This window comes from Pseudoalteromonas sp. BZK2 (assembly GCF_014349195.1).
GTDB classification, from domain to species: Bacteria; Pseudomonadota; Gammaproteobacteria; order Enterobacterales; family Alteromonadaceae; genus Pseudoalteromonas; species Pseudoalteromonas simplex.
The window spans coordinates 1-26,929 of sequence record NZ_JACSOG010000047.1 but is presented as its reverse complement, the minus strand read 5'-3'; the positions used below and the strand labels follow the sequence as shown (position 1 = coordinate 26,929).

Below are 26,929 nucleotides of genomic sequence, written 5' to 3'. Positions count from 1 at the left end.
ACCTAGAACCTAGAACCTAGAACCTAGAACCTAGAACCTAGAACCTAGAACCTAGAACCTAGAACCTAGAACCTAGAACCTAGAACCTAGAACCTAGAAGTATTCATTAACTATTTTGCAAAAACCTGTCACAAGTGAGCGTTTACTAAACACTCAGTCTTGCGAACATTTGGTTGCCATGCTTTAATTAGGCAGCGTAAAAATAAACAGTTGTGGTTTTATTTTAACTGGACGTTTTAAGAATAATTATTTGGGAAATAACAATGGCGCTTAGCTGTAAAACAATTGTAACGTCATTTGCGTTACTAGCAATGACTGGCTGTACAATAATCCCCGGTAGCCATTTTGAAGGAATCGAATCGGGTGAACAAATTGACAACCTTGAGAAGGAGCTCGATAAAGTTAATATCCAAATCATCGACTCTTCTCTAATCAACCAACAAAAGCAAACTAAAACGAAACCAGCGTTACCATCAAGCCTTGATGGCATCGACACCTCTGATTATCAATACAAATTAGGTGTTGGCGATGTAATCACAATCGGTGTATGGGACCATCCTGAATTAACCATACCTGCTGCAGTTCAACGTACTGCTGAATTTGACGGTTTCCGCGTTCAAGCCGACGGTACAATTACCTTTGCTTACGCTCCAGATATTCAAGCAGCTGGTAAAACAGTGCAACAAGTTCATAAGGAACTCGTTAAACGCTTAAGTCGTGTAATCGAAGACCCACAAGTTGATATTAAAATTGTTGGTTTTAGAAGCCAAAAAGCCTATGTGACAGGTGAGGTGAACAAGCCTGGTGTACTTCCTGTAACCGAAGTACCACTTACTCTAATTGATGCACTTAACCAAGCAGGCGGTTTAACAGATTCCGCTGATTGGCGCACAGTGACATTTACGCGTGGCGATAAAACAGAAGTGATCCAACTTGATGACTTTTATGCCCATGGCGATATTTCACAAAACCGTTTATTAAAGCATGGCGATATTGTGCATGTTAACCGTAACGACATGCAAAAAGTGTTTGTGTTAGGCGATGTAAAGCGTGCTGGTACAGTGGGTGTTAATCGTTATGGTTTAAATTTAGCGCAAGCCTTAAGCGATGCCGGCGGCTTAAACGAAAACACAGCTGACGCAAATGGCGTGTTTGTATTACGTAAACGCAACTTAGAAACCGATGGCATTATTGCTGATGTATACCAACTACATGCTAAAAATGTTGCGGCATTAGTGCTTGCTGAGCAGTTTGAGTTACAGCCGCACGATATTGTGTATGTAACTTCAGCGCCGCTAGCGCGTTGGAACCGCGTAATTAGCTTATTATTACCATCGGTAAGCACAGTTGATTCAATCAATGATGTTACTAGCTCAAATTAAGGGTTAAGACGTATGTTTGATTCTGTATTAGTTGTGTGTGCAGGCAATATTTGCCGAAGCCCAACCGCCGAATATGTATTAAAAAGTAAACTTCAAGGTAAAAATGTTAGTGTGTCTTCAGCGGGCTTAACGGCCCTTGAAGGCAAGCACGCAGATGCACAAGCACAGCAAGTTGCAACACAACATGGTATTGATATGAGCGAGCATCAGGGAAGGCAAATAACCTCAGCCCTTGTTGCACAGCACAGTGTTATTTTAGTGATGGAACAACGTCATATAAACGACTTATGTGCTCGCTACCCGCAAGCGCGAGGTAAAACATTTTTGCTAGGTAAATGGGTCGGCGATAGAGAAATACCCGACCCATACCGTCAAAGCCAAGAGGCTTTTGAGCATGTTTACACATTAATCGATAGCGCATGTAGCGCTTGGCAAAAGTATTTATAAGGAAAGGGTAGTAGATGAATGCTCAGCCCACTGCAATAGCAGCAAGTAAAAATCAAAATAGAAGTCAAGAATCGCAATCGCAAGAAATAGATCTACTCGCATTATTAGGTACATTACTCGACCGCAAATGGTTTATCGTATTAGTAACCGCTGTATTTGCCATTATTGGTGTAGCCGTCGCCGTATTAAGCACACCAATATATAAAGCAACAGCGCTGGTACAAGTTGAAGAAAGCAGCCCGTCTGTTCCTGGCCTTGATGATATGGCGGGTATGTTTGAAAGCAGCAGCGAAGCCGTAACCGAAATAGAGCTGTTAAAGTCACGCTCTGTGATTGGTGAGGCGGTTGATACCCTAAAACTTGATATAATTGCAGAGCCTAAATTATTTCCAATTATTGGTGGTAAGCTATTTCGCAGCTTTGTTGCAGAAGCAGAAGGTGACATTGCCGAACCTTTCTTAGGCCTTAGCAGTTATGCGTGGGGCGGCGAAAGTATTAATGTATTTAGATTCAATGTACCTAAAGCGTTTGAAGGTGAAGAGTTTGTATTAGTTATTGGCGAAAATAAAGCTTACGAGCTGTTTAACCCTGACGGTGAGTCTGTTTTAAACGGTGTTGTAGGTAAAGAGCAAATTGCAGGTTATTACGAATTAACTGTACGTGATTTAACAGCTCGTCCGGGTACTGAATTTATACTAATTAAAAGAAATCGCTATAGAACTATTGTTGAGTTACAGCAAGAGATAGGTGCGAGTGAAAAAGGTAAAGACTCTGGCATTATAGCGATGGGTTATGAGCATAAAAGTGCTGTACATGCAGAAAAAGTGCTTGATAAAGTAGCTGAGATTTATGTTCGCCGCAATGTAGAGCGTAATAGTGCAGAGGCTAAAAAATCTTTAGATTTTTTAGAAGTTCAGTTACCAGAAGTAAAAAGACAGCTTGAACAGTCTGAACAACGTTTTAATGATTATCAAAAACAACGTAATTCGGTAAATATTAGCCTTGAAACACAAGGCGTACTTGAGCAAATTGTTGAGCTAGACACAACGCTGCAAGAATTAGAGCTTAAGCGTTTAGAGTTAAGCCGTAAATTTAAGCGTGAACACCCTGCCTACCAAGGGGTGTTACAGCAAATTAAAGCGGTCGAAGCAGAAAAAGAACAGCTAACGTCTAAAGTAGGTAACCTACCAGAAACACAGCAAGAATTATTACGCTTAACCCGCGATGTAGAAGTAGGCAACGAAATTTACATGCTTTTACTTAGTAAAACACAAGAACTTGATATTGTACGTGCTGGTACAGTAGGTAATGTACGTGTAGTTGATGCTGCAGCTGTAGATACCACTGAACCAGTTAAGCCTAAAAAAGCACTCATTGCAGTTGTAGCAACTTTGCTTGGTGGGTTTTTAGCAGTTGCAATAGTGCTAATTCAAAAAGCAACGCACCGCGGTGTTGAAGACCCAACTGAGATCGAAAGCATTGGCTTACCTGTTTATGCATCAGTACCGTATTCAGACTTTCAAGATAAGCTAACGGGCTTTAACCGTGCCCGTAAAGTTAAAGATAAGCCTAAGTCAATCCTTGCGGTAGATAACCCCGCAGACCTATCTATAGAAGCATTACGAAGCCTGCGCACCAGCTTACACTTTGCAATGATGGAGGCTAAAAACAATATTATTGCAATATCAGGCCCAAGCCCAGGTGTAGGTAAATCGTTTATCTCGGTAAACCTTGCAACAGTATTGGCACAAAGCGGTAAAAAAGTCCTGATTATCGATGCCGATATGCGTAAGGGTTATTTACAAACTCAGTTTGGTATGAAGTGGGATGACGGTTTAAGTGATTTACTATCGGGCCGTTTAAATCTTGAGCAGGTAACTAAAACGTCGCAAGTTGAAGGGTTAGATGTAATTACCCGCGGTCAAATACCACCAAATCCATCTGAATTATTAATGCATAGTAATTTTAGCAAGATGGTTGCAGAGGTAAGTGACAAATACGACATTGTTATTGTTGATACGCCACCTATTTTAGCGGTTACCGACCCTGCAATTGTAAGCGCCCATGCAGGTAGTACATTACTAGTAACACGCTTTGGCCAAAACCATTTACGTGAAATTGAACTAACTCGTAACCGCTTTGAGCAAAACGGCATAGACGTAAAAGGTGTTGTATTTAATGGTGTAGTACGTAAAGCAAGCAATGCATACGGTTACTACGGCTATTACAACTACGAATATAAATCTGATAAGTAATTAAACACGTTCTAGGTTCTGCTTGACTTAATTGTCACCACGCAAGCGTGTTGAAGAACCTAGAATTGAATAAAAAATTTTAAATAATCTCGGTGATTGAAGTCTAATATCTGAAATCAAAGCACCGATATCCGAAAACAGACATCTGATATCTAAAACTGATATCTGAAACCTGATATCTAACCTCTGATATCTTACCTCTGATATCTTTCACTTGATATCTCCCGTCTAACCTCTGATATCTAAGTTCTGACCTCTTTTTAGCTTCTTTCCTTCGAAACCTAGCATACTTTCATGGAGTAAAAATGGAAATCTCCCAAGCCCGCATGACTCACCTAAAGCAACTAGAAGCTGAATCTATTCACATTATTCGTGAAGTTGCTGCCGAATTTGATAACCCGGTAATGCTTTACTCTGTCGGCAAAGACTCTGCGGTAATGCTGCACTTAACAATGAAAGCGTTTTACCCAGCTAAACCACCGTTCCCTTTAATGCATGTTGATACAACATGGAAATTTAAAGAAATGATCGAGTTTCGCGACAAAATGGCCGAAAAGCTAGGTTTTGACTTATTGGTGCATATTAACCAAGAAGGTGTAGATGCAGGCGTTGGCCCGTTTACCCATGGTAGTGCAAAACACACCGACATTATGAAAACCCAAGGTTTAAAACAAGCATTAGACAAATACCAGTTTGATGCGGCATTTGGTGGTGCACGCCGCGACGAAGAAAAATCACGCGCTAAAGAGCGTGTTTATTCATTCCGCGATAAAAACCACCGTTGGGACCCTAAAAACCAGCGCCCAGAGTTATGGAATACCTTTAACGGCAAGGTAAATAAAGGCGAAAGTATTCGTGTATTCCCACTAAGTAACTGGACCGAGCTAGATATTTGGCAATACATCTACCTAGAAAACATCGATATTGTACCACTTTACCTAGCGGCAGAGCGCCCGGTAGTTGAACGTGACGGAACATTAATTATGGTTGATGACGAACGTATGCCACTTGAAAAAGGCGAAGTACCAATGAAGAAAATGGTACGCTTTAGAACCCTAGGCTGTTACCCATTAACAGGTGCGGTTGAATCTAACGCCACAACGCTACCAGAAATCATTCAAGAAATGTTACTAACCAAAACATCAGAGCGCCAAGGCCGTGTAATCGATCACGATTCATCAGGCTCAATGGAGAAAAAGAAAATGGAAGGCTATTTCTAAGCGAAAGCGACTGAAATCTGACTTCTGATAACTAACAACTTCCATTTTCAAAGGATTTATAATGACTGAACAAATTACCCCAAACCTTCTTGAAACAGATATCGAAGGTTACTTAAAACAACACGAAAACAAAGATCTACTGCGCTTTTTAACTTGTGGTAATGTTGATGACGGTAAATCAACATTAATTGGCCGTTTATTACATGATTCAAAATTAATTTTTGAAGATCACATGGCGGCTATCAAAAACGATTCAAAAAAATTCAATACCACAGACGAAGAGTTCGATTTAGCGTTACTTGTAGATGGTCTTCAGTCAGAACGTGAGCAAGGTATTACTATTGATGTAGCTTACCGTTATTTTGCCACTGAAAAGCGTAAGTTTATTATTGCTGACTGCCCAGGGCACGAACAATACACGCGTAATATGGCAACCGGTGCATCTAACTGCGACCTTGCTATTGTGATGATTGATGCCCGTAAAGGTGTACAAACACAAACAAAACGCCACAGCTATATTGCATCACTACTTGGCCTTAAGCACGTAATTGTAGCCATTAATAAAATGGATTTAGTTGATTACAGCCAAGATGTTTACCGCCAAATTAAAGCTGATTACAAAGCCTTTGCTGAGCAATTAGATATTCCTGATGTACGCTTTGTACCAATCTCGGCGCTTAAAGGTGATAACGTTGTTGATAAAGGTAGTAACCTAGACTGGTACCCGGGTGCCACATTAATGCAATTACTTGATACAGTAACCATTAGTGACGATAAAAACTTAGATACTTTCCGCCTACCTGTACAGTATGTTAATCGCCCTAATTTAGATTTCCGCGGTTTTTGTGGCACCATTGCCAGTGGCATTATTAATGTAGGCGACCAAATTACAGCATTCCCATCAGGTAAAACATCATCAGTAGAGCGTATTGTTACTGCCGATGGCGATTTACCAACGGCTTTTGCAGGACAAGCCATAACATTAACCTTAAAAGACGAAATTGATATCTCTCGTGGTGACGTCATTGTTAAGTCAAGTACCGATCAAAAGCAGCTACCTACAACTAGCTCAAACTTTGCTGCAACGATTGTATGGATGGCTGATGCCGCTATGCAACCAAGCAAAGAGTACGAGCTAAAAATCGGTACTAAAAATACGTTTGGCAAAATCAGCAATATTAACTACCGTATTGATGTAAATACCCTAGAGCAAATTAATGCCAGCGAATTACAACTAAACGAAATTGCAAATTGTAGTATTGAAACATCAGCACCAGTGGTGATAGACCAATATAAGCAAGTGGTAGGTACAGGCTCATTTATCATTATTGACCGTTTAACCAATGTAACGGTTGGCGCGGGTATGATCACAAATACAACGACCGAGGCACAAAGCTCGAACTTTGAAGCTCGTGTTTATACGGATGCTGAAAAGGCTTTGAATAAGTATATTTGTGAATTTTACCCTGAGTGGGGGTGTAAGAATTTTTATGTATAGTACGTAAAAGGAAGAATATATGCATTATCATATATTAGACTTTATACGATTTGTATGTGCAAGCTATGTCGTTTTATATCACTTATTTTTCCGAAGTGTTGCTATGGGGGATTATAACGATGGCTTATACTCACCAGTAATGTGGACTAAGTATGGCTGGCTTGGTGTTCAGGTTTTTTTTGTCGTTAGTGGATTTGTTATTTATAAGTCATCTTTGAATAAAACACCGCTGAATTTCATAGTTAATAGGTTTCTGAGGTTATACCCTGCATATTGGGTGTGCTTATTTTTAACTATATCCTTTATGTTTTTATTTAATAGCACATGGTGGAATTTTGATGTTCAGGAATTAGTTGTGAACTTTACTATGCTTCAATTTTTCCTGGGGGTAAAGCATGTTGACGGGGTCTATTGGACATTAACCATTGAGCTTGTATTTTATTTTTGGGTTTTCGTTTTTTTATATTTTAAAAAAATCAATCTAATTAAGCATTTTTTATTCCTGTGTATGCTTGTTAGTCTATATGTATATGTTTTTGATGTTGAAATTTCATCTGGTTTGTTGTTTGTATTTCTTGTGAAGTATTCGCCTTATTTTTTGATAGGTGTTTTATTATCAGAAGGCTTTCGTAAAAATTGGCTAAATATATGGTATTTATCACTTTCATTATTTTCAGTTTTTTTTGAAATTGATAATAAAACTAAATTTATTGAAATGAAGTCAGGGATTCCAGTCTCTACCATTGTAGCTTGTTTTATATTCTTGTTTTTTATATTTTCAGTTTATTTTTCCTTTAAAGTAAATGTTAAGTCAAATAAGGTTTCTTTTGTTATGGCTGTGTTAGGAGCTGCTAGCTACCCGCTATATTTATTGCATCAGAATGTTGGCTATGTAATTGTTAGTAATTTTTATAGTAAAAATGCCTCTGTGTTTATTTTTTCCTGTGTATTACTTCTAATTTTGACTATGTCAATCCTTGTTTCAGAGGTAATTGAGCCTAAATTAAGATTGAAATTAAAAAACAAGGTTTTTATACACCTTTTAAATTATAGGTAAATGTGGTTGTGGGAATATATGTAGATAAAAAATTAGTAATTATTGCAGGTTTTAGAAAGTGCGGAACAACAACCTTATATGACTATTTGATAGAGAACGCAGGTATAAAAAAAGGTAGATTAAAAGAACCGCAGTTGCTTAATTCAGGTGGCGCAATAACTAAAAGTTTAATGTTAAAGTATACAGAGCTTTTCGAGAGCGATACTGAAATTTTTATTGATGGTTCAACATTGTTAATTGGACAACCTGAAATAATAGCTGAATTGAAAGGCATGTTTAAAGATGTTGTAGTTTTGATATGTGTCAGGAATCCTATAAAGCGTTTTCTTTCTGCCTACTGGCATAACAAAGGCAAGGCAAAATCTTATGAAAAAAGAGAATTAAATGAGTTGCTGATAGAATTAAAGAACTATGAAAACCCTTACTTTGAAGAAGTTGAAAACTTAAAGAAACTTGATTTTGTAAGAGAAGATTTGTCGATTGAATATTTAAGACGCGAAAATAATATTGACCATGATTTTACTGCTAGAAACTATTATCAACCGTATCAATACTATGGTGAAGGCTTATATTCCCATTTTTTAAGTGAACTAGACAAATTGGATGTAGGCTATGAAGTTTTGATCTTTGAGGAATTTGCTAACTTTTCAACAAAGACTCATAGAATTCTTGAGCGTCATTTCTTGCTAAAGTCGAAGTTGCCAATTTTTAGTGTGGACAATGAAAATAAGACTTATAATCGTTCGGGTTTCCAATTTCTAGAAATGTCATTTGTAAAGGTTATAAAGAGTCTTTTCCCTCTTTCAATTAAAAGAAAGTTAAGAGGGGTTTTGTTTAAAGCTATAGACAAACCAAATAATGAGCAGTTAAAAATTCTCGAAGAGTTATACGAAAGCGAAATCGACTTTTGGCGTAATTATGATGAAAGGATAGATTCATTATGGCGGTAAAGAGTAATTGTTGGGTTTTAGTCCCTGAATTTCCATTAGGTGGAGCTGAAAGGCAAATTCATGAGCTTTTCTTAAGTGGTAATTTAGACGCCAACTTAGTTGATGTTTCATCAAAAAAGCATAGAGAGTTCAGCGGAGTGCAGGTTAGCGGACTAGATATTGATATATTTCAGAAAAATACAAAGCTAAAATTATTTAGGGTAATAAAAAGGCTTTTTTCTATTTATAAAATATACAAAGAATTAAAAAAAAATAAAGTAAAAGTAGTAATACTCTATAATACTATCTTTTTGCCATTGGTACCACTTTTAAAGCTATCTAATATTAGAGCTGTGTTTTCAATAAGAGAGTTTAAGACTGGCTTGTTTAGGTTTCCTTTCTTAAACTTAATTAAGATGTGTGATGGCATTTTTACAAATACTCCGAAAGTATCTTCTAGGCTCAAGGAAGAAGGTATTCATAATGAATTAATTCTAAACTATATCAACCTAAATCAAGATGTTCCAAACACTGAAAGAAGTAAAAATAAACTTTTGATAATAAGTAATGTTCAACCACATAAAAATATAGATTTAGCAATAAGATCTATTGCTGGTAGTGAATTTACTCTTGAAGTGGCAGGAAAAATAACTGACAAGGATTATCATAATTATTGCGTCTCTTTAGCATCTAAGTATGATTCTAAAGTTAATTTCCTAGGCTTGCTTGATCACAATTCCATGAGAGTAAAATTAGCTGAGTGTAAATGTTTAATACACCCATCGCTTATGGAGGGAACTTCAAATGCAATTATCGATGCTATAATGACTCAGACTCCTTTATTAGTTTCTGATATTGATGAGAACTTATATTTAGTTGATAATCTTTCAGCTTTTTACTTTCGTCATGATTCACCAGAAGAGCTAAAGGAGAAGTTAAAATTTTCTAATTTAGATGATAATTATTATGAAGATCTACGTTACTTAAAAATTAGAGTTGAAAGGAAGTTCACAATCGAAAATTTGGAAAAAATATGTCAGCTGATTAAATTGAAGAGTAAATTTTGAGATTATCATCATTAGTTTTTATAGTCTTTGCTGCATATTTTTTTATTGCTAATGTATCAGCATCAATTATGGCATTATTCCCAGGTGGTTCAGGCTCCCCTTCGTATGTGTTTATATTACTAATAATTGGCTTGGCTTGGGGGGTTAAAAAATTCTCTATCTTCATGCCTATACGAATTTATGTAATATTAGCTACCTTGCTTTGTTCTTTGTTGATTTCTCAAGTAATACATCAAGGTTCATTAAAGTTAATATTGTACTTTATTTTCTCTTTTTCAGTTGCTGCATTATTAACGAAAGAAGTGGTTTTAAAGTTTTATAATTTTTTAAGGTGGTTTGTACTAATATTCTCAATTCCTGTAATAGTGTCTTGTCTTCTTTATTATGCAGGAGGAGGCGAGCAAGTTAATATTCTTAAATCTTTGATTGTTCAAAAGCAAGAAATAACAATGTTATTTTCAATTTATCTAGGCTTCTTTGTTTATCAATATGGGCTGAGAAATGTTCTTTTTTTAGACTATGTCTGTTTATTTCTCGCTTTTATAATTAGTTTTTTGGTTGGAATTAAATCTATAGTATTCATCGCATTTGGATTGTACTTTCTTATACCTAATCGCTCAAAAACAGAGAGGTTAAGCGTAATCACTTTGTCGTTATGTTTTTGTGTCTATATGTTAGCCGATAATGTTATTTTAGCACCAATATTTGGTACTGAGCATTTATTTAGTACTTATGATTTACGAAAACTTGATACTTTTTATGTAAGGGTTTTTTTATTCGAAGAGAATTTTCGGGTACTCATAAGTGACGTTAGCAATACTTTGTTTGGCTATGGTTATAATCCTGTAGAGGGTTTAGTTTATAAATCTGAAACCACATGGTTTAGCCAGGAGATGTCAAATGTTTATGAAAGTGGTGTGCTTTATATTATAGCGAATTCTGGTGTGTCAGGTTTTATGCTATTTAGCATTGTTTTCTATTGCTCAATTAAGAATAATAAAAGTTTAAGTGCGTTCATTTTCATATCTTTACTCTTGTCCAATATATTTCAAGATAATATGAATTCTATTTTCTGGCTTTTTTTAGGTTTTGCATTATATGAAAAATACCCAAAAAATTGATTTTTATGTCAATGGAAGGTTTTTGTCGCAAAAAATTACAGGTGTACAAAGAGTTGCTGTAGAAGTTAGTTCAAGGTTAAATAACAAGTTAATAATTCAGTCTCCTGCAGGGAAGCTTTCTATTTTTTACGAACAGTTAGTTTTTCCTTTCAAGTGTAAGGGTAAACCTTTAATATCATTTTGTAATGTAGGACCTATATTCGTAAGAAATCAATTCTTGTATATTCATGATGTGGCTGTTTTTGAAAACTCAAATTGGTTTTCTTGGGCATTTTCAAAATATTATAAGCTTTTGCTACCCATTCTTGCTAGAAGAGTAAAGAAAATAATAACGGTATCTAACTTTTCCAAGAGAGAAATAGTGAAGCATTTAAAAGTTTCACCCGATAAGGTTGAGGTCATTTACAATGGCGTATCTTCTGGCTTTGATGTGGCAATCAATAAGTCTATCAAAGAAAAGTTAATTATTACTGTATCTTCATTGGACCCTAGAAAAAACCTAACATCAGTAATAAGTGCATGGAAAAAGTCTAAGCTTAAGTTAGAAGGGTATAGACTTGTAGTCATAGGTGGAAGTTTTAGCAATTTTCAAAATGATGATTGTTTTACAAATGATTCAAGTATCCAATTCACAGGGTATGTATCTGATAATGAATTAAAAGAGTTTTATCAAAAAGCAAGTGGTTTTGTTTATATGTCTCAATACGAAGGTTTTGGTTTACCAGTTTTAGAGGCTATGTTAGCGAAAATACCTGTTTTAACATCAAATACAACTTCCTTGAAAGAGATAGCAATTGGTCACTCCTTGATGTGTGACCCCTTAGACATTGACGCCATTGCAGCGAATTTAGATTCCTTGCCAGATCTCGAATCTAAAACATTAGAGGGGGCATATTCTTTTGCTAAAGCTTTTACATGGGATAAAGCGGCAGATAATTTATTATCTATAATAGAAAGAAGTGAAAATGAAGAAACCTAAAGTTGCAATTGTTCACGATTGGTTTGTAGAGCTTGGCGGAGCTGAGAAAGTAGTCCATCAAATTTTAACTATTTTCCCTGATGCAGAACTGTTTTCAACGGTGGACTTTTTGAAAAATAGAGACTGTATTTTAAATAAGAAAGTCAAAACTACTTTTATTCAAAAATTACCCAAGGCGAAGAGCTATCAGAAGTATTTTCCCTTGATGCCGTTTGCTCTTGAGTGCTTGGACTTGAGAGAGTTTGATATTATTATTTCGAGTAGCTCTTCAGTTGCCAAGAGTGTTTTGACTGGCCCTGACCAAATACATGTCTGTTACTGTCACTCTCCAATGAGATATGCTTGGGATCTTCAAGAGGAATATTTGGAACAAACGGGTTCCTCTAAGGGGGTTAAAGGTTTTCTTTTTAGGTACTTACTTTATAAAATGCGTGGCGTTGATGTTAGAACATCAAATAATGTAGATTATTTTATCGCAAACTCAAATTATATAAAAAATAGAATTGAAAAGTGCTACAGGCGAAATTCTGAAGTTATATATCCAAATGTTCAAGTAGATGATTTTACTGTTGTAGACAATAAAAAGGATTTTTATTTCACTTGTTCACGACTGGTTCCTTATAAAAGAATTGACCTTATAGTAAAAGCGTTTAGTCAAATGCCTGATAAGAAGTTAGTTGTAATTGGTGACGGCCCCGAAATGAAAAAAATTAAAGCCATAGCCACAAATAATGTCGAATTGTTAGGGTATCAACCTTTTACTGTTTTAAAAGAATACATGGAAAATGCAAAAGCTTTTGTTTTCGCTGCACAAGAAGACTTTGGTATTGTGCCTGTTGAAGCTCAAGCTTGTGGGACGCCTGTTATTGCATACGGTAAAGGAGGTTCATTGGAAACTGTTGTTAATGGAGTAACAGGGGTACATTTCTATGAGCAAACTGAGAAGTCTTTAATTGATGCGGTTAACGATTTTGAGAGAACTAAACCCCTAGACCCAAATGAAATAAGAGAGCACGCTAATAAGTTCTCTACTGATAGGTTTTTAAAAGAATTTGAAAGTTTTGTAATGGATAAATTTGAAAAAAAAGTGGCCGTTAGTGCCTCATAAAGGAAAAAAAATGATTTTACCAGTAATCATGGCGGGTGGTTCAGGCACACGCTTATGGCCGCTATCACGTGGCAACTATCCAAAACAGTTTTTAAAACTAAATGGCGAGCAGACGATGCTTCAAGATACGCTAAGTCGCTTAACGGGCTTAGCGCACTCACCAGCCATGTTAATTTGTAATGAAGAGCATCGTTTTATTGCTGCAGAGCAAGTGCGCCAATTAGGTGCAGAGCATGGCGGTATTTTTTTAGAGCCAGTAGGGCGTAATACCGCACCGGCTATTGCTTTGGCTGCTTTTAAAGCCATTGAAAATGAGCAAGACCCGTTATTATTAGTACTTGCAGCAGACCATGTAATTGAAGACTCGGCTGCATTCCAGGCTAGTGTAAATAAAGCAGCAGAGTTAGCAAACCAAGATAAACTAGTTACATTTGGCATTGTAGGTAACAGCCCTGAAACAGGTTATGGCTATATTAAGCGAGGTGACGCTGTAGAGCATGGCTATGTTGTTAACAGTTTTGTTGAAAAGCCGAACTTAGATACAGCCAAGCAGTATATTGAAAGCGGTGATTACTACTGGAATAGCGGTATGTTTTTGTTTAAAGCAAGCCGCTATTTAGAAGAATTAAAAGCATTTCGCCCTGATATCTACGAAGCTTGCGAAAAAGCCATTGCAATACAAAACAGTGATATGGATTTTATTCGCGTAGATAAAGCCGCTTTTGAAGCCTGCCCTGATGAGTCGATTGACTATGCAGTAATGGAACACACGAAAGATGCTGTTGTTGTGCCTATGGATGCAGGCTGGAGCGACGTAGGTGGTTTTGCTGCCCTTTGGGAAGTGTCGTCACAAGATGAAAATGGCAATGCCTTTAAAGGCGATGTAAAAGCAGTAGATACAAAAAATACACTTGTATTTGGTGAAGATAAACTCGTTGCAACAGTCGGTGTTGAAGACCTAGTGATTGTAAACACGAAAGACGCTATTTTAGTTGCCCATAAAGATAAATCACAAGAAGTTAAAGCGATTGTAAACCAGTTAAAAGCGGAAGAACGTTCTGAAGTTACGTTCCATCGTGAAGTGTATCGCCCATGGGGTAAATATGACTCAGTCGATAACGGTGAGCGCTTCCAAGTAAAACGTATTACCGTAAAGCCAGGTGCAAAACTATCGGTACAAATGCACCACCACCGCGCAGAGCATTGGGTTGTGGTATCGGGTACAGCAAAAGTACAAATTGATGATACAGAGCAATATGTAACAGAGAATGAGTCTGTTTATATTCCAATTACAGCGGTTCATGCGTTAGAAAACCCAGGTAAAGTTGACTTAGAGTTAATCGAAGTGCAATCGGGTTCATACTTAGGTGAAGATGATATCGTACGTTTTGAAGACCGTTATGGTCGAGTGAAATAAACGCATAGACAGATATTAGAAGTTAGATATCAGGTGTTAGAATAGCAGCTAGTGCAGTTCAATTTGTACTAGTTGTATGCTTAATAAAAGAATTAATTAAATAGGTTTTTTATGGATAGCCAGTTAGTTTGCTCTGAAATCATAGCAAAGAGCGGTATAGAGTTCGGCACAAGTGGTGCGCGAGGTCTAGTAAACGATTTTACCCCTGATGTAAACGCGGCATTCGCTTTAGCCTTTATATCAGCAATAGAAAATGAATTCACCTTTGATACAGTTGCGATTGCTATAGATAACCGCCCAAGTAGTTATGCTATCGCGCAGGCATGTGCTGAGGCGTTAAAGCAATACAAGTTAAATGTAGTGTTTTATGGAGTAATACCAACGCCTGCACTTGCTTACAAAGCAATGCAAGATAATATGCCTTGCATCATGGTTACTGGCAGCCATATTCCATTTGATCGTAACGGTTTAAAATTCTATCGCCCTGATGGTGAGATCACAAAAGCCGATGAACAGGCTATCCTAACTAGCAAAGCCATATTCACAGCGTTACCAGAACATCTAAATGAATTGCCATTAGATGTTTCTGCCTGTGAATCTTACACACTGCGTTACACCTCGCTTTTTAATGCTGATACCCTTAAAGGTAAAAAGATCGGTATTTATGAGCATTCAAGTGCGGGTCGTGATATCTATAAGGTGCTGTTTGAGAAATTAGGTGCCGAAGTCATCAGCCTTGGCAGAAGTGATGAATTTGTACCAATCGATACCGAAGCTGTATCAGATGAAGATAAACAACGTGCACTTGACTGGTCGAATGAACACAGTTTTGATGCTATTTTTTCAACAGACGGTGATGGTGACCGACCATTAATTGCTGATGAAAATGGCAATTGGTTACGTGGTGATATACTTGGTTTACTGTGCAGTCAGCTACTAAATATCGAAGCCCTTGCAACGCCGGTAAGTTGTAATACAGCAATTGAAAAATCAGTAAGCTTTAAGCAAGTCAAGCGTACTAAAATAGGCTCGCCATATGTTATTGCTGAATTTTCAAAGTTAGCTGAACAATACTCTTCAGTTGCAGGCTTTGAAGCTAATGGTGGTTACTTACTAGGTTCAGATATAACACTCAGTGGTAAATTACTTAAAGCTTTGCCAACAAGAGATGCTTTGCTTCCTGCGTTAATTTTGTTAGCACAACCTAAGCATGTATCTGAGTTGCTAGTCAAGCTACCACAACGGTTTACTGCTAGTGATCGTATTAAGGACTTTGCAAGAGAGAAAAGCTTACAAATTATTGCTGCGTTACAGCAAAATGCGCAAAGCTTTTTATTAGAACTAGGCTATGATGAAAGCTACGAATTAGACTTAACTGATGGTTTACGCATTACGCTTGTATCAGGTGATATAGTTCATTTAAGACCTTCTGGTAATGCACCAGAATTAAGGTGTTATGCTGAGGCTGAGTCAAGCGAAAAAGCTATAGATCTTGTAAATAAAGCATTAGTTACAGTGCAAGCATCATAGTTATTCGAGTAAGCAGCAAGACACTTGCTGCTATCCCCTTTGTTTAGCAAAAATAAACGTTGTAAAAATGGCAATAACCAACGGTTAGATTATACTTTGAAGGCTACCATAATGAACAAGCAGTAGTGTAATGATGGTAACCTTCCCCTAGTAATAATAAAAATGAGAAGTAAACATAAATGCATAAAGGTATTTTGCAAAGTAATTCAACGGTAATAGCATTCGTGCAACGGATCCTCGATATTACTATTATTGTTGGCTGTTTATGGGTAGCAGTAGCTTTACAAGAAATCCCTTGGTTACTTCAGCATACAACAGCCTCTTTACTCGCAGTTTTCCTGTTTCACTTTACAAGTGAACTCGACAAACTTTATATTTCATGGCGCGGTCTTTCTATATACAAAGAGCTTAAAAAAACTATTTCGCATTGGTTTATAAGCGCTGCAATCTTATTTTTAAGCGTTAACTTTTTAGCCCCACAATATTTAAACCCCGAAGGTTTACAGTTTTACTGGTTTGTTTCTGTATTAGTTTCTCTATGTGTATATCGTGTTGTATTGCGTTTAATATTAAGAGCATTACGTTCTCAGGGGATAAATACGCGCTCGGTTGTCATTGCAGGAGCGGGTACTTTGGGTCAACAATTAGCAAATAATATTATAGCTAACTCAAGTTTTGGTTTAGTCTTCGGTGGCTATTATGATGATACCGCACCAAAGCAAAAATTAGTTGCAGCTCAAACTATCGGAAACTTAGAGCAGCTAGTTGCTGATTGTAAAGAGGGAGGTATAGATCGTGTTTATATTGTATTACCCCCGCAAGCTTATGAGCGCCGAAAATGGCTGGTTAAAGAACTAGCTGATAGTACTGCTAGCGTTTACATTGTGCCCGATGTATTTACTTATCAATTATTACATTCGCGAAGTGATGTCATAATGGGTATACCAACCATCAGTATTTATGACTCCCCGCTAGATGGTAGTAACGCCATTATTAAGCGTATTGAAGATATTGTACTTTCTACACTTATTTTAATACTGATATCACCTGTTTTACTGGGTTTAGCGCTTGCGGTTAAGTTTACCTCTAAAGGTCCAGTATTCTTTAAGCAAAACCGTTATGGCATTGATGGTAAACCAATAAAAGTTTGGAAGTTCCGCTCGATGAATGTAATGGAAGACGGCGCTAAAGTAACCCAAGCTACAAAAAATGATTCGCGCTTTACGCCCATAGGCCAGTTTATTCGTAAAACGAGCCTAGATGAATTACCGCAGTTTATTAATGTATTACAAGGGCAGATGTCGATTGTAGGGCCAAGACCTCATGCAGTTGCTCATAACGAAGAATATCGTAAATTGGTTGATGGTTACATGTTACGCCATAAAGTTAAACCAGGCATTACTGGCTGGGCGCAAATTAATGGCTGGCGCGGCGAAACTGATACATTAGATAAAATGGAAAAACGCATAGAGTTTGACCTAGAGTATATTCGTAATTGGTCGCTACTCTTTGATTTAAAAATAGTGTTTCTAACTATTTTTAAGGGCTTTATTAATAAAAATGCGTATTAAATATTAAGGAAAGACACATGAAAATTGCTGTAGTTGGAACAGGCTATGTGGGCTTGTCGAATGCGATGTTATTAGCACAAAAAAACAAAGTTATAGCATTAGATATTGATAAAGAGAAAGTTGCGCTTCTATGTGAAAAAAAATCACCAATAGTAGATGCTGAAATAAGCAACTTTTTACAAAATGAGCAGTTAGACTTTACTGCAACCACTGATAAGCACTTAGCCCTTAGTGAAGCTGAATATGTAATAATTGCAACTCCTACGGATTATGACCCTGTTACAAATTATTTTAACACTAGCTCTGTTGAGTCAGTCATTGCAGATGTATTAGAGGTTAATCCATCAGCAGTTATGATCATAAAGTCAACAGTTCCAGTGGGATATACCAAATCAGTAAAAGAGAAGTTTGTTACCGATAATATAATTTTCTCGCCAGAATTTTTGCGTGAAGGAAAGTCGCTTTACGATAATTTATACCCGTCACGCATTATCGTTGGTGAACAAAGTGAGCGCGCTGAAACTTTTGCTAACTTATTAGCTGGAGGAGCTGTAAAAGAAAATATTGATATTTTGTTTACTGATTCTACTGAAGCAGAGGCAATAAAACTATTCTCTAATACTTATCTAGCAATGCGCGTGGCTTATTTTAATGAACTAGATAGCTATGCTGAAAGTCATGGCCTTGATGCAAAACAAATTATTCAAGGTGTAGGCTTGGATCCTCGTATAGGCAAACATTATAACAATCCGTCTTTTGGTTATGGTGGCTATTGCTTACCAAAAGATACCAAGCAATTATTGGCTAACTACCAAGATGTGCCGAATAATATGATCCGCGCAATTGTTGATGCTAACACAACCCGTAAAGACTTTATTGCTAACTCTATTATTGCTCGTGCTCCAAAAGTGGTTGGTATTTACCGTTTAGTGATGAAGTCAGGTTCAGATAATTTTAGAGCGTCTGCAATTCAAGGTGTTATGAAGCGAATTAAAGCGAAAGGCATTGAGGTAGTAATTTATGAACCAAGCCTTGAAGACAATTCATTTTTTAATTCTCGTGTAATTAAATCGCTAGATGAGCTTAAGCAAACAGCCGATGTAATTATTTCTAACCGTATGGCTGAAGAGCTATTAGATGTAGCAGAAAAAGTATATACACGTGATTTATTTGGAAATGACTAAGTCAAAACAGCTTTAAGCCTAATAGAGTTGTTTGTTAGCTTTTGCAAAAGGAATACGCCTTAGGAGGAACTTTACTGCAAAAGCTAACCTTATTTACGGTTAAAGCTGCTCTTTCAAAGGGCTTTGACTATAACGTGAAATTTATTTTATCTCAGTTGTTTAGGTTTGCTTTGTGAAGGTCTTAGTGAAAGCTGTTTAATCTTGTTTTCACGATAGCTTCTTGATTTACAATTTAAAGCCAAATGATTTGGTGGCCTGCGGGCATGATGAAGATAGGAATATAATGAAATATTTAGTAACTGGTGCTGCTGGTTTTATTGGTGCAGCTACAAGTCAAAAATTACTTGGGCAAGGTCATACTGTTGTTGGTGTTGATAATCTGAATGATTATTACGATGTAAACTTAAAGCATGCCCGTTTAGCGCAATTTGAACAACATGAAAACTTTACATTTATTAAGCTAGACATCGCCGACCGAGTTGCAATGACTGAGTTATTTACTACTGAGAAATTTGACCGTGTTATTCATCTGGCAGCACAAGCTGGTGTGCGTTACTCAATTGAAAACCCAGATGCTTACGCTGACTCAAACTTAGTTGGTCATTTAAATGTACTCGAAGGTTGTCGTCATAATAATGTACAGCACTTAGTATATGCATCTTCTAGCTCAGTTTATGGCTTAAATGAAAAAACTCCTTTTGAAACAACAGACAGTGTTGACCATCCTGTTTCGTTCTATGCTGCGACTAAAAAAGCTAATGAGTTAATGGCACATAGCTATTCTCATTTATATAACTTACCTACTACTGGCTTACGCTTTTTTACCGTATATGGGCCATGGGGTCGCCCAGATATGGCGCCGTTTATTTTTACAAAAAAAATGCTCGATGGTGACACTATTGATATTAATAATAATGGCGATATGTGGCGTGATTTTACGTACATTGATGATATTGTTGAAGGTGTTGTTAGAGCAGCAGATGTCGTGCCAAAGCGTGATAACAGCTGGAAAGTTGAAACAGGTTCACCAGCATCAAGCTCAGCACCATTTAAAGTTTACAATATTGGTCATGGTAGCCCGATAAATCTAATGAAGTTTATTGAAGCGATTGAATCTGAACTAGAGATTGAAGCTAAAAAGAATTTCCGCGAAATGCAAGCGGGTGATGTTTATAAAACCTATGCCGATACACAAGATTTATTTGCTGCAACAGGTTACAAGCCTGCTGTAGGTGTGAAAACAGGCGTTGCAAAATTGGTGTCTTGGTATAAATCGTTCTATCAAGTTGATTAATATTCTTTCAATGTATATATAGATTAACTAACTCATGATAGTAAAAATAAAACAATCATTGAAAGATGCTGAGCATAGGCATACCGCTATAAATGCTTTTTTAGCACTAATCATTAGAGTGTTAGGTGCTGGAATGGCATTTGTTTTTAATATAGTTATAGCAAGACAGTTAGGTGCTGAACAGTCGGGTTACTTTTTTTTAGGCTTAGCTTTAACTATGTTGCTTTCAGGCATTGCCAGGCTTGGTTTTGACAATACTGTATTGCGCTTTACATCTGCTGGTGCTGAGCATGGTTATACTGTTAAAGCAATATTAAACTTTGCACTTAAATATGTTCTACCAGTTGCATTTATATTTACCGTCATTACCTATGCATTTGCACCTTGGCTTGCTGAAATTGTATTTAATAAGCCTGAGCTAACTGATACTTTAAAATTAATTGCCCCTGCAATAATAGGTTTGAGTATTGTGTTTTTAGTGGCAATGAGCTTACAGGCTCGCCATAAACTTGTTGCTAGTATCCCGTGCCAAAACATTGCTCATTTAATGTTATGTGGCGCGGCAGTTGTTGTTTTTTCAGCTAAATCAGCAAGTGATGCGGCACTTTATCTAAGCTTGTCGTTAGGTGTAACATCTTGTTTTTTTTATTGGTTAAGTATTAAAAACTTAAATAATACTGGCGTAAAGCCAGACCCTCAACAACTGTGGCATAGCGCAAGGCCTAACTGGGTCATAATAATAATGAGTCAAGCAGTGCAATGGAGTGCACCTATAATCATTGGTGTTTTTTTAATTGCTGAGCAGGTAGCTTTTTTTAGCGTTGCACAGCGAATTGCAATGTTAACCTCGTTTATATTAATGGCGGTAAATTTAGTTGTTGCACCAAAGTTTTCGGCCTTTCATGCTAAGGGTGATGATGTAGGTGTTCGCAAAACTGCGTTATTCTCTGTGCGATTACTCGTACTAAGTGCATTACCCATCGTGCTATTTATGCTGGTTTTTCCTGACTTTTTGATGAGCTTGTTTGGTAATGAATTTAAGCAAGGGGCTGTTATTTTACAGATTTTAGTACTCGGGCAAGCGGTTAATGTAGTAACAGGCTCGGTTGGCTTTTTACTCATGATGAGCGGCCATGAACGTGATATGCGCTTAGTCACACTCATTAGTGGTTTTGGTGTTTTAATTAGTGTGCCTATCTTTACTAAACTGTTTGGCGCTGTTGGTGCAGCGGCAGGCACTGCGTTTTTTATTAGTTTACAAAACTTACTCGCCGTATATTTTGTTAAAAAACGTTTAGGCTTCAACACCTTAATTTTTTGGCAGAAGATATGATTTGGCGAGCTACGAGCTACGAGCTACGAGCTACGAATAAGGATGTTTGAATGATCTTACAGCAATGGTTGATAGTGGTTATATTTGTTACAACCATTGTAGGCTTAATTAAGTTTCAAAAATTTCCTGAGCGTGTTTTTGCAGCTGCTTGTTTAGCCTGCTTTGCCACTAACCTAGTTTCTACCGAACAGCTTTTGAATAATGCAGTTAACCCTGGGTTAGTTACCTTGTTGCTATTAGTGGTGTGTGCATTTGCTTTTGAGCGCACCAGTTTTTTACGAAAACTCGCCAATGTTTTATTTAATGGTTCTGTGGTTAAGTCTTATGTTAGAACCTTATTGGCAACAGTTGTGGCCTCTGGTTTTTTAAACAATACTGCGGTGGTTGCAACTTTAATTAGCCCGGTAAAAAACAATAAACTGATTGCCCCTACTAAACTGTTACTCCCCCTTTCTTATGCCGCTATTTTAGGTGGCACTCTTACCTTAATTGGTACCTCAACGAATTTAATTGTTAACTCTATGCTGATTGAGCGCGGCGCAGAGGGCTTTAAGTTTTTTGATTTTTTACCTATCGGCCTAGCTGCAGTGACTGCCTGTGTATTGGTTATGGCACTTACGATTAATCGTTTAAAAGGTAAAGTATGTAAAGATGAAACCTCTAGCGATTATTTTGTTGAAGCTAAAGTGAATGCTGGCTCATCGCTGATAGGTAAAACCGTAGAGCAAAATGGTTTGCGTAGCTTAGAGTCATTATTTTTGGTTGAAGTAGTTCGCGATAATCGCTTAATTTCACCTGTTTCGCCTACGCAGATGATACGAGAAGGCGATAAACTTATTTTTTCGGGTGATGTCACTAAAGTACTGGTGCTGCAGCAATTTGAAGGTTTAAGTTTATTTGCAGAGCAAGATGGTTTGCTACGCGATAACTTAACCGAAGTCGTAATTAAGCCGGGTGCTGCTGTGGTAGGTAAAACACTAAAAACCGCAGGCTTTCGTGCAAGGTTTGATGCCGCGGTTGTTGCAGTTCGCCGCGAAGGCGAGAAGCTCTCGGGCAAACTAGGTGATATTACCATTCAAAGCGGCGACTTTTTGATTCTTGCGGTTGGTCCTGACTTTGCTAAACGTACTAACTTAACTAAAAACTTTTTTATATTGAGCGGTGTCAAAGCCGATAACATGCTTAAAGGTATAAAAGAGCGCATTGTTACTTGGGGCTTTGTGGCAACCATTGCGGGTTCGTTAATTTTTGATATTAGCTTATTAAAAAGCTTCATTTTTTACTTAGCCGTGCTGGTGGGTTGCCGCTGTTTGTCACTAAACGAAATTAAGCGACGTTTTCCATTAGAGCTTTGGCTTATTGTAATGAGCGCTTTAACCCTCGCTACAGCCCTTGATAATTCAGGGGTGTCTACATTAATATCCGAGCAAGTCGAAGGTTTACTTGCAGGGCAAAGCGTTTACATTGCCTTTTTTGGTGTATTTTTACTTACTCTATTATTTACAGAGTTAATTACTAATAATGCAGCTGCAGCACTTACATTCCCCATTGCATTTAGCATAGCTCAAGGCTTAGGCGTAAGTTACATGCCATTTGTATTGGCAGTCGCTTTTGCCGCAAGTGGCAGTTTTATTAGCCCTTACGGCTATCAGACCAATCTAATGGTTTACAATGCCGGCAATTACAAACTAACCGATTTCATAAAATTTGGCCTACCGGTCTCAATAACCTACAGCCTAGTTGTACTGACCCTGATACCCGTGTTTTTTCCGTTTTAGGTATAGGACGCTAGGCGATAGGCACTAGGATTCTAGGGGCTAGGCGTTAGGTAGAAATATGTCTTCAGGTTCTAGGCGCTAGGTTTATTTTGCGATAAGGTTTAGTGGTGAATGGATTTCACTTAATGGCAAAGGGACTAATTATGAAATTTGAACAAATGGATGTGTGGAAGAAGTCATCACGATTAGCATGTGAAATATATAAAAATAACGTTTTGCCTATCGTTCCTAATCACATATCTCTCAGTACTCTAAAGTAAATGCACTGTGTTTTACGTTTTAAATCGAACTTTATAGAGGTAAGATATTAGAAGTCAGATATCAGAAGGAGCTGAGCTGCGATGAATTTTGAAAAGTTAGATGTTTGGAAAAGAGCCGTTCAATTAAGTGCAGAAATTTATAAAACAACGTCTCAATTAAATGATTATGCTTTCAGGAGCCAACTAACTCGTTCAGGCCTTTCAGTGCCAAGCAATATTGCAGAGGGAGTCTGTAGAGATAGCTTTAAAGAAAAGAGTCGCTTTATTGATATTGCTAGAGCCTCTTTAGCTGAAGCTAGAACTCAAATTTACATTGGTTTAGAGGTTGGTTATATAGGGCGTGAAGTTGCTTTAAGCTGGATTGCAGAGTCAAAAGAGTTAGCAGCCATGTTAACAAGTTTAAAGAATCGATTTGACTCTGAAATCTGAAATCTGAACCCAAATCCAAGAGGTACCATGACCGAGAACATTGTATGGCACGATCAAACTGTTTCGCGTGCTGAAAAAGAACAACATAAGGGGCATAAGCCGGTATTACTTTGGTATACGGGACTAAGTGGCTCTGGTAAGTCGACAATTGCGAATGCGGTTGAGGCTAAACTATTCGAGTTGGGTTGTCATACTTATTTGCTTGATGGCGACAATGTACGTATGGGCTTAAACAAGGGCCTTACTTTTAGCGACGAAGACCGTATTGAAAACATTCGCCGTATTAGCGAAGTAGCTAAGCTGTTTGTTGATGCGGGCTTAATTGTGTCAACGGCGTTTATTTCACCGTTTAAAGAAGACCGAGCTCGTGCTCGCAGCATCATGAACCACGGGGAATTTGTAGAAGTATTTATCGATACGCCATTAGAGGTTTGCGAAAGCCGCGACCCTAAAGGTTTATATAAAAAAGCCCGAGCTGGTGAGATCCCTAACTTTACAGGTATTAGCTCGGCGTTTGATGTACCAGAGCAACCAGAGATTCATGTAAAAACAGCAGAGCAAAGCATTGAGCAAAGCGTTGAACAAATTATTGGTTATTTACGCGAAGCAGGGATTATAGAAATCTAGAGCCAGAAACCTGACGTCTAAGATCTGATATCTGACTTCTGACTTTTCTGACCTCTAATATCTATGATCTGAATTCTATTATTCTTGAGATTTTATGAACTACGATATTTTTAACGGTGATGCCGATGGCATCATCGCACTGTTACAGTTGCAGCTCGCTAACCCTGTTGAAAGCGTGAAAGTAACTGGTGTTAAACGTGATATTCAACTACTAAAAAAAATTACCCCCAAAGCTGGTGATAACATTCGTGTACTTGATATTTCGATGGAAAAAAACATGGCAGAGTTGCACGACGCCCTATGCGTAGGGGCACGTGTTATGTATGTAGACCATCATAAAGCGGGTGATATTCCAAACCACGCTAATCTGTTTGCCCATATCGATTTAGATGCAAACATGTGTACGAGTTTAATAGTGAGCAACCTTATCGATAAGCAATACCACTTATGGGCAATCACAGCTGCTTATGGCGATAATTTATTTGCAAAAGCCGATAGTGAAGCCGATAAACTAGGTGTTACAGAGCTCGAAAAGTCACAACTTAAAGCATTTGGTACTTATATTAACTATAACGGCTATGGCAGTGAGGTAGCTGATTTACACTTTGCACCAGAAGACTTATTTAATGAACTACTAAAATATAAGTCACCTCTTGATGCCATTAACGACCAAGAGTCGGTTTACTACGTATTAGAAAAAGCTTACAAAGCCGATATGCAAAAAGCGGCAGACGCTAAAGTTTTACATAATTGCGATACAGCAAAGGTTATTTTACTTGATGACGCCCCATGGGCGCGCCGTGTAAGTGGCGTATTAGGTAACGACCTTGCTAACCAAGCACCTAATAAAGCCCATGCAGTGCTTACCTATAATAACAAAGGAAGTTTTACCGTAAGTGTAAGAGCACCACTCAATAATAAACAAGGCGCTGTTGATGTATGCAGCCAATTTGCCACCGGCGGCGGCCGCGCTGCTGCAGCAGGTATAAACGAACTAGAGCAACAACAAGTTGAACAGTTTATTACTACTCTAGTTAATTTTTATAACTAACCCCTTGCTAGTGGCACCCCAGCCACTAGCATCTTTTAGCTCCTAGCTCCTAGCTCCTAGCTCCTAGCTCCTAGCTCCTAGCTCCTAGAACCTATCGTTTCCTGTTCATCCTCCGTCAATATTATTACTGCTAACTTGTTTATAAATATCTTTTTACTATTGCGCAAAATGAGTTAATAACTCATACTTTGTAATTATTTATTCTTACCACAATAATTAAGGGACTAAACATTATGAAAGCTGTCATTCCTGTTGCAGGCCTTGGTACACGTATGTTACCGATGACAAAGGCAATTCCTAAAGAAATGCTACCTCTGGTTGATAAGCCACTTATCCAATACATAGTAAACGAATGTGTTGCTGCGGGTATTAAAGAAATTGTACTCGTTACTCACAGTTCTAAAAACGCCATTGAAAACCACTTTGATACTAGCTTTGAGCTTGAAGCAACCCTCGAAAAACGTGTAAAACGTACTCTGCTTGAAGAAGTGCGCTCTATCTGCCCACCCGATGTAACCATTATGCACGTACGCCAAGGCGAGGCTAAAGGATTAGGCCATGCTGTTATGTGTGCAAAACCAATCGTGGGTGATGACGACTTTGTTGTTGTATTACCTGATGTTATTTTAGATAGCTACACTGCTGATCAAAAAACCGAAAACATTGCTGCTATGATTAAACGTTTTAGCGAGGTTAAAGCAAGCCAAATTATGCTAGAGCCAGTGCCGAAAGAAAACGTACATAAATATGGCATTGCTGATATTGGTGGCGTGAAAATTAAAGCGGGCGAAAGTGCACCAATTAAAACCATGGTCGAAAAGCCAAAAGCTGAAGAAGCACCATCTAACTTAGCTGTTGTTGGCCGTTATGTGTTATCTAAAGCTATTTGGCCATTACTTGCGAAAACACCAGCCGGTGCTGGCGGTGAAATTCAGCTTACCGACGCTATCGATGAGCTAATGAAGCACGAAATCGTAGAAGCATTCCACATGAGCGGCCGTGCTCACGACTGTGGCGACAAGCTAGGTTACTTAAAAGCGATTGTTGAATACAGCATGCGTGATGAAAACTTAGGTGAAGAGTTCACCGATTTCGTAACGCAAATGGTAGCGCCAGCAGAGCGTCATTTAAAAGCGGTTTAAAAAGAAGATATTAGATATCAGAGGTTAGATATAAGATTTCAGAGGTCAGGTATCAGACGATAGATATAAGATTTCAGAAGTTAGATGTCAGACTCTAGAATTTAGTGGTTAGAAGTTAGTTAATTGCTTTTAACCACTTGCTTTACCCCACCCCCAAATAAAGTCTTGTTCACCTAGCACCTAGCACCTAGCACCTAGCACCTAGCACCTAGCACCTAGCACCTAGCACCTAGCACCTAGCACCTAGCAC

At 37.8% G+C, this 26,929-nt stretch carries 22 protein-coding genes; all 22 read left to right on the top strand.

Annotated elements, in window-relative coordinates; translation table 11 throughout:
* Positions 1–263: 263 nt before the first annotated feature.
* Complete coding sequence (locus BIZ38_RS19725; RefSeq protein WP_187491098.1) at positions 264–1,382, top strand: polysaccharide export protein; 1,119 nt, start codon at positions 264–266, stop codon at positions 1,380–1,382.
* A 12-nt stretch (positions 1,383–1,394) separates the two neighbouring features.
* Entirely contained in the window at positions 1,395–1,829 is a 435-nt protein-coding gene (locus BIZ38_RS19720) for a low molecular weight protein-tyrosine-phosphatase (RefSeq protein WP_187491097.1), read from the top strand.
* 14 nt (positions 1,830–1,843) lie between these two features.
* The gene (locus tag BIZ38_RS19715) at positions 1,844–4,084 is read left to right on the top strand and encodes a polysaccharide biosynthesis tyrosine autokinase (protein WP_187491096.1); all 2,241 of its coding nucleotides are present in this window, start codon (positions 1,844–1,846) and stop codon (positions 4,082–4,084) included.
* Positions 4,085–4,389: 305 nt separating this feature from the next.
* Positions 4,390–5,304 carry a sulfate adenylyltransferase subunit CysD gene (cysD, locus tag BIZ38_RS19710; protein ID WP_187491095.1) on the top strand — a complete coding sequence of 305 codons (915 nt, stop codon included), beginning with the start codon at positions 4,390–4,392 and terminating at the stop codon, positions 5,302–5,304.
* A 61-nt stretch (positions 5,305–5,365) separates the two neighbouring features.
* A complete protein-coding gene (gene cysN / locus BIZ38_RS19705; RefSeq protein WP_187491094.1) occupies positions 5,366–6,802 on the top strand; it encodes a sulfate adenylyltransferase subunit CysN in 1,437 nt (478 codons plus the stop codon).
* Between the two features lie 19 nt (positions 6,803–6,821).
* A complete protein-coding gene (locus BIZ38_RS19700) occupies positions 6,822–7,859 on the top strand; it encodes an acyltransferase family protein (RefSeq protein ID WP_187491093.1) in 1,038 nt (345 codons plus the stop codon).
* Between the two features lie 8 nt (positions 7,860–7,867).
* Positions 7,868–8,809, top strand: coding sequence for a sulfotransferase family 2 domain-containing protein (locus BIZ38_RS19695; protein WP_187491092.1), 942 nt, complete (start codon positions 7,868–7,870; stop codon positions 8,807–8,809).
* Positions 8,800–9,855, top strand: coding sequence for a glycosyltransferase family 4 protein (locus BIZ38_RS19690; protein WP_187491091.1), 1,056 nt, complete (start codon positions 8,800–8,802; stop codon positions 9,853–9,855). The genes BIZ38_RS19695 and BIZ38_RS19690 overlap by 10 nt, the downstream gene beginning before the upstream one ends.
* Positions 9,852–10,976, top strand: coding sequence for a hypothetical protein (locus BIZ38_RS19685; RefSeq protein ID WP_187491090.1), 1,125 nt, complete (start codon positions 9,852–9,854; stop codon positions 10,974–10,976). The genes BIZ38_RS19690 and BIZ38_RS19685 overlap by 4 nt, the downstream gene beginning before the upstream one ends.
* Positions 10,954–11,955 (top strand): glycosyltransferase family 4 protein, encoded by a 1,002-nt coding sequence (locus tag BIZ38_RS19680; protein ID WP_187491089.1) that lies wholly within the window; start codon positions 10,954–10,956, stop codon positions 11,953–11,955. Before BIZ38_RS19685 ends, BIZ38_RS19680 begins: the two co-directional genes overlap by 23 nt.
* The gene (locus BIZ38_RS19675; protein WP_187491088.1) at positions 11,942–13,063 is read left to right on the top strand and encodes a glycosyltransferase; all 1,122 of its coding nucleotides are present in this window, start codon (positions 11,942–11,944) and stop codon (positions 13,061–13,063) included. Before BIZ38_RS19680 ends, BIZ38_RS19675 begins: the two co-directional genes overlap by 14 nt.
* 10 nt (positions 13,064–13,073) lie before the next feature.
* Positions 13,074–14,480 carry a mannose-1-phosphate guanylyltransferase/mannose-6-phosphate isomerase gene (locus BIZ38_RS19670; RefSeq protein ID WP_187491087.1) on the top strand — a complete coding sequence of 469 codons (1,407 nt, stop codon included), beginning with the start codon at positions 13,074–13,076 and terminating at the stop codon, positions 14,478–14,480.
* 111 nt (positions 14,481–14,591) lie between these two features.
* Positions 14,592–16,010 carry a phosphomannomutase gene (locus BIZ38_RS19665; RefSeq protein ID WP_187491086.1) on the top strand — a complete coding sequence of 473 codons (1,419 nt, stop codon included), beginning with the start codon at positions 14,592–14,594 and terminating at the stop codon, positions 16,008–16,010.
* Between the two features lie 179 nt (positions 16,011–16,189).
* On the top strand, positions 16,190–17,581 hold the full coding sequence (locus BIZ38_RS19660; RefSeq protein ID WP_187491085.1) for an undecaprenyl-phosphate glucose phosphotransferase: 1,392 nt from the start codon (positions 16,190–16,192) through the stop codon (positions 17,579–17,581).
* A 17-nt stretch (positions 17,582–17,598) separates the two neighbouring features.
* Positions 17,599–18,765: a nucleotide sugar dehydrogenase gene (locus BIZ38_RS19655; RefSeq protein WP_187491084.1), complete on the top strand. Its 1,167-nt coding sequence runs from the start codon at positions 17,599–17,601 to the stop codon at positions 18,763–18,765.
* 283 nt (positions 18,766–19,048) lie between these two features.
* A complete protein-coding gene (locus BIZ38_RS19650) occupies positions 19,049–20,059 on the top strand; it encodes an NAD-dependent epimerase (protein ID WP_187491083.1) in 1,011 nt (336 codons plus the stop codon).
* A 34-nt stretch (positions 20,060–20,093) separates the two neighbouring features.
* A complete protein-coding gene (locus BIZ38_RS19645; RefSeq protein ID WP_187491082.1) occupies positions 20,094–21,392 on the top strand; it encodes an oligosaccharide flippase family protein in 1,299 nt (432 codons plus the stop codon).
* A 50-nt stretch (positions 21,393–21,442) separates the two neighbouring features.
* Positions 21,443–23,170 (top strand): SLC13 family permease, encoded by a 1,728-nt coding sequence (locus BIZ38_RS19640; protein WP_187491081.1) that lies wholly within the window; start codon positions 21,443–21,445, stop codon positions 23,168–23,170.
* A 341-nt stretch (positions 23,171–23,511) separates the two neighbouring features.
* Complete coding sequence (locus BIZ38_RS19635; RefSeq protein ID WP_187491080.1) at positions 23,512–23,859, top strand: four helix bundle protein; 348 nt, start codon at positions 23,512–23,514, stop codon at positions 23,857–23,859.
* Between the two features lie 27 nt (positions 23,860–23,886).
* Entirely contained in the window at positions 23,887–24,486 is a 600-nt protein-coding gene (gene cysC / locus BIZ38_RS19630) for an adenylyl-sulfate kinase (protein ID WP_187491079.1), read from the top strand.
* A 94-nt stretch (positions 24,487–24,580) separates the two neighbouring features.
* Positions 24,581–25,537 carry a DHHA1 domain-containing protein gene (locus BIZ38_RS19625; RefSeq protein WP_187491078.1) on the top strand — a complete coding sequence of 319 codons (957 nt, stop codon included), beginning with the start codon at positions 24,581–24,583 and terminating at the stop codon, positions 25,535–25,537.
* A gap of 233 nt (positions 25,538–25,770) precedes the next feature.
* Positions 25,771–26,679: a UTP--glucose-1-phosphate uridylyltransferase GalU gene (galU, locus tag BIZ38_RS19620; RefSeq protein WP_187491077.1), complete on the top strand. Its 909-nt coding sequence runs from the start codon at positions 25,771–25,773 to the stop codon at positions 26,677–26,679.
* Positions 26,680–26,929: the final 250 nt, after the last annotated feature.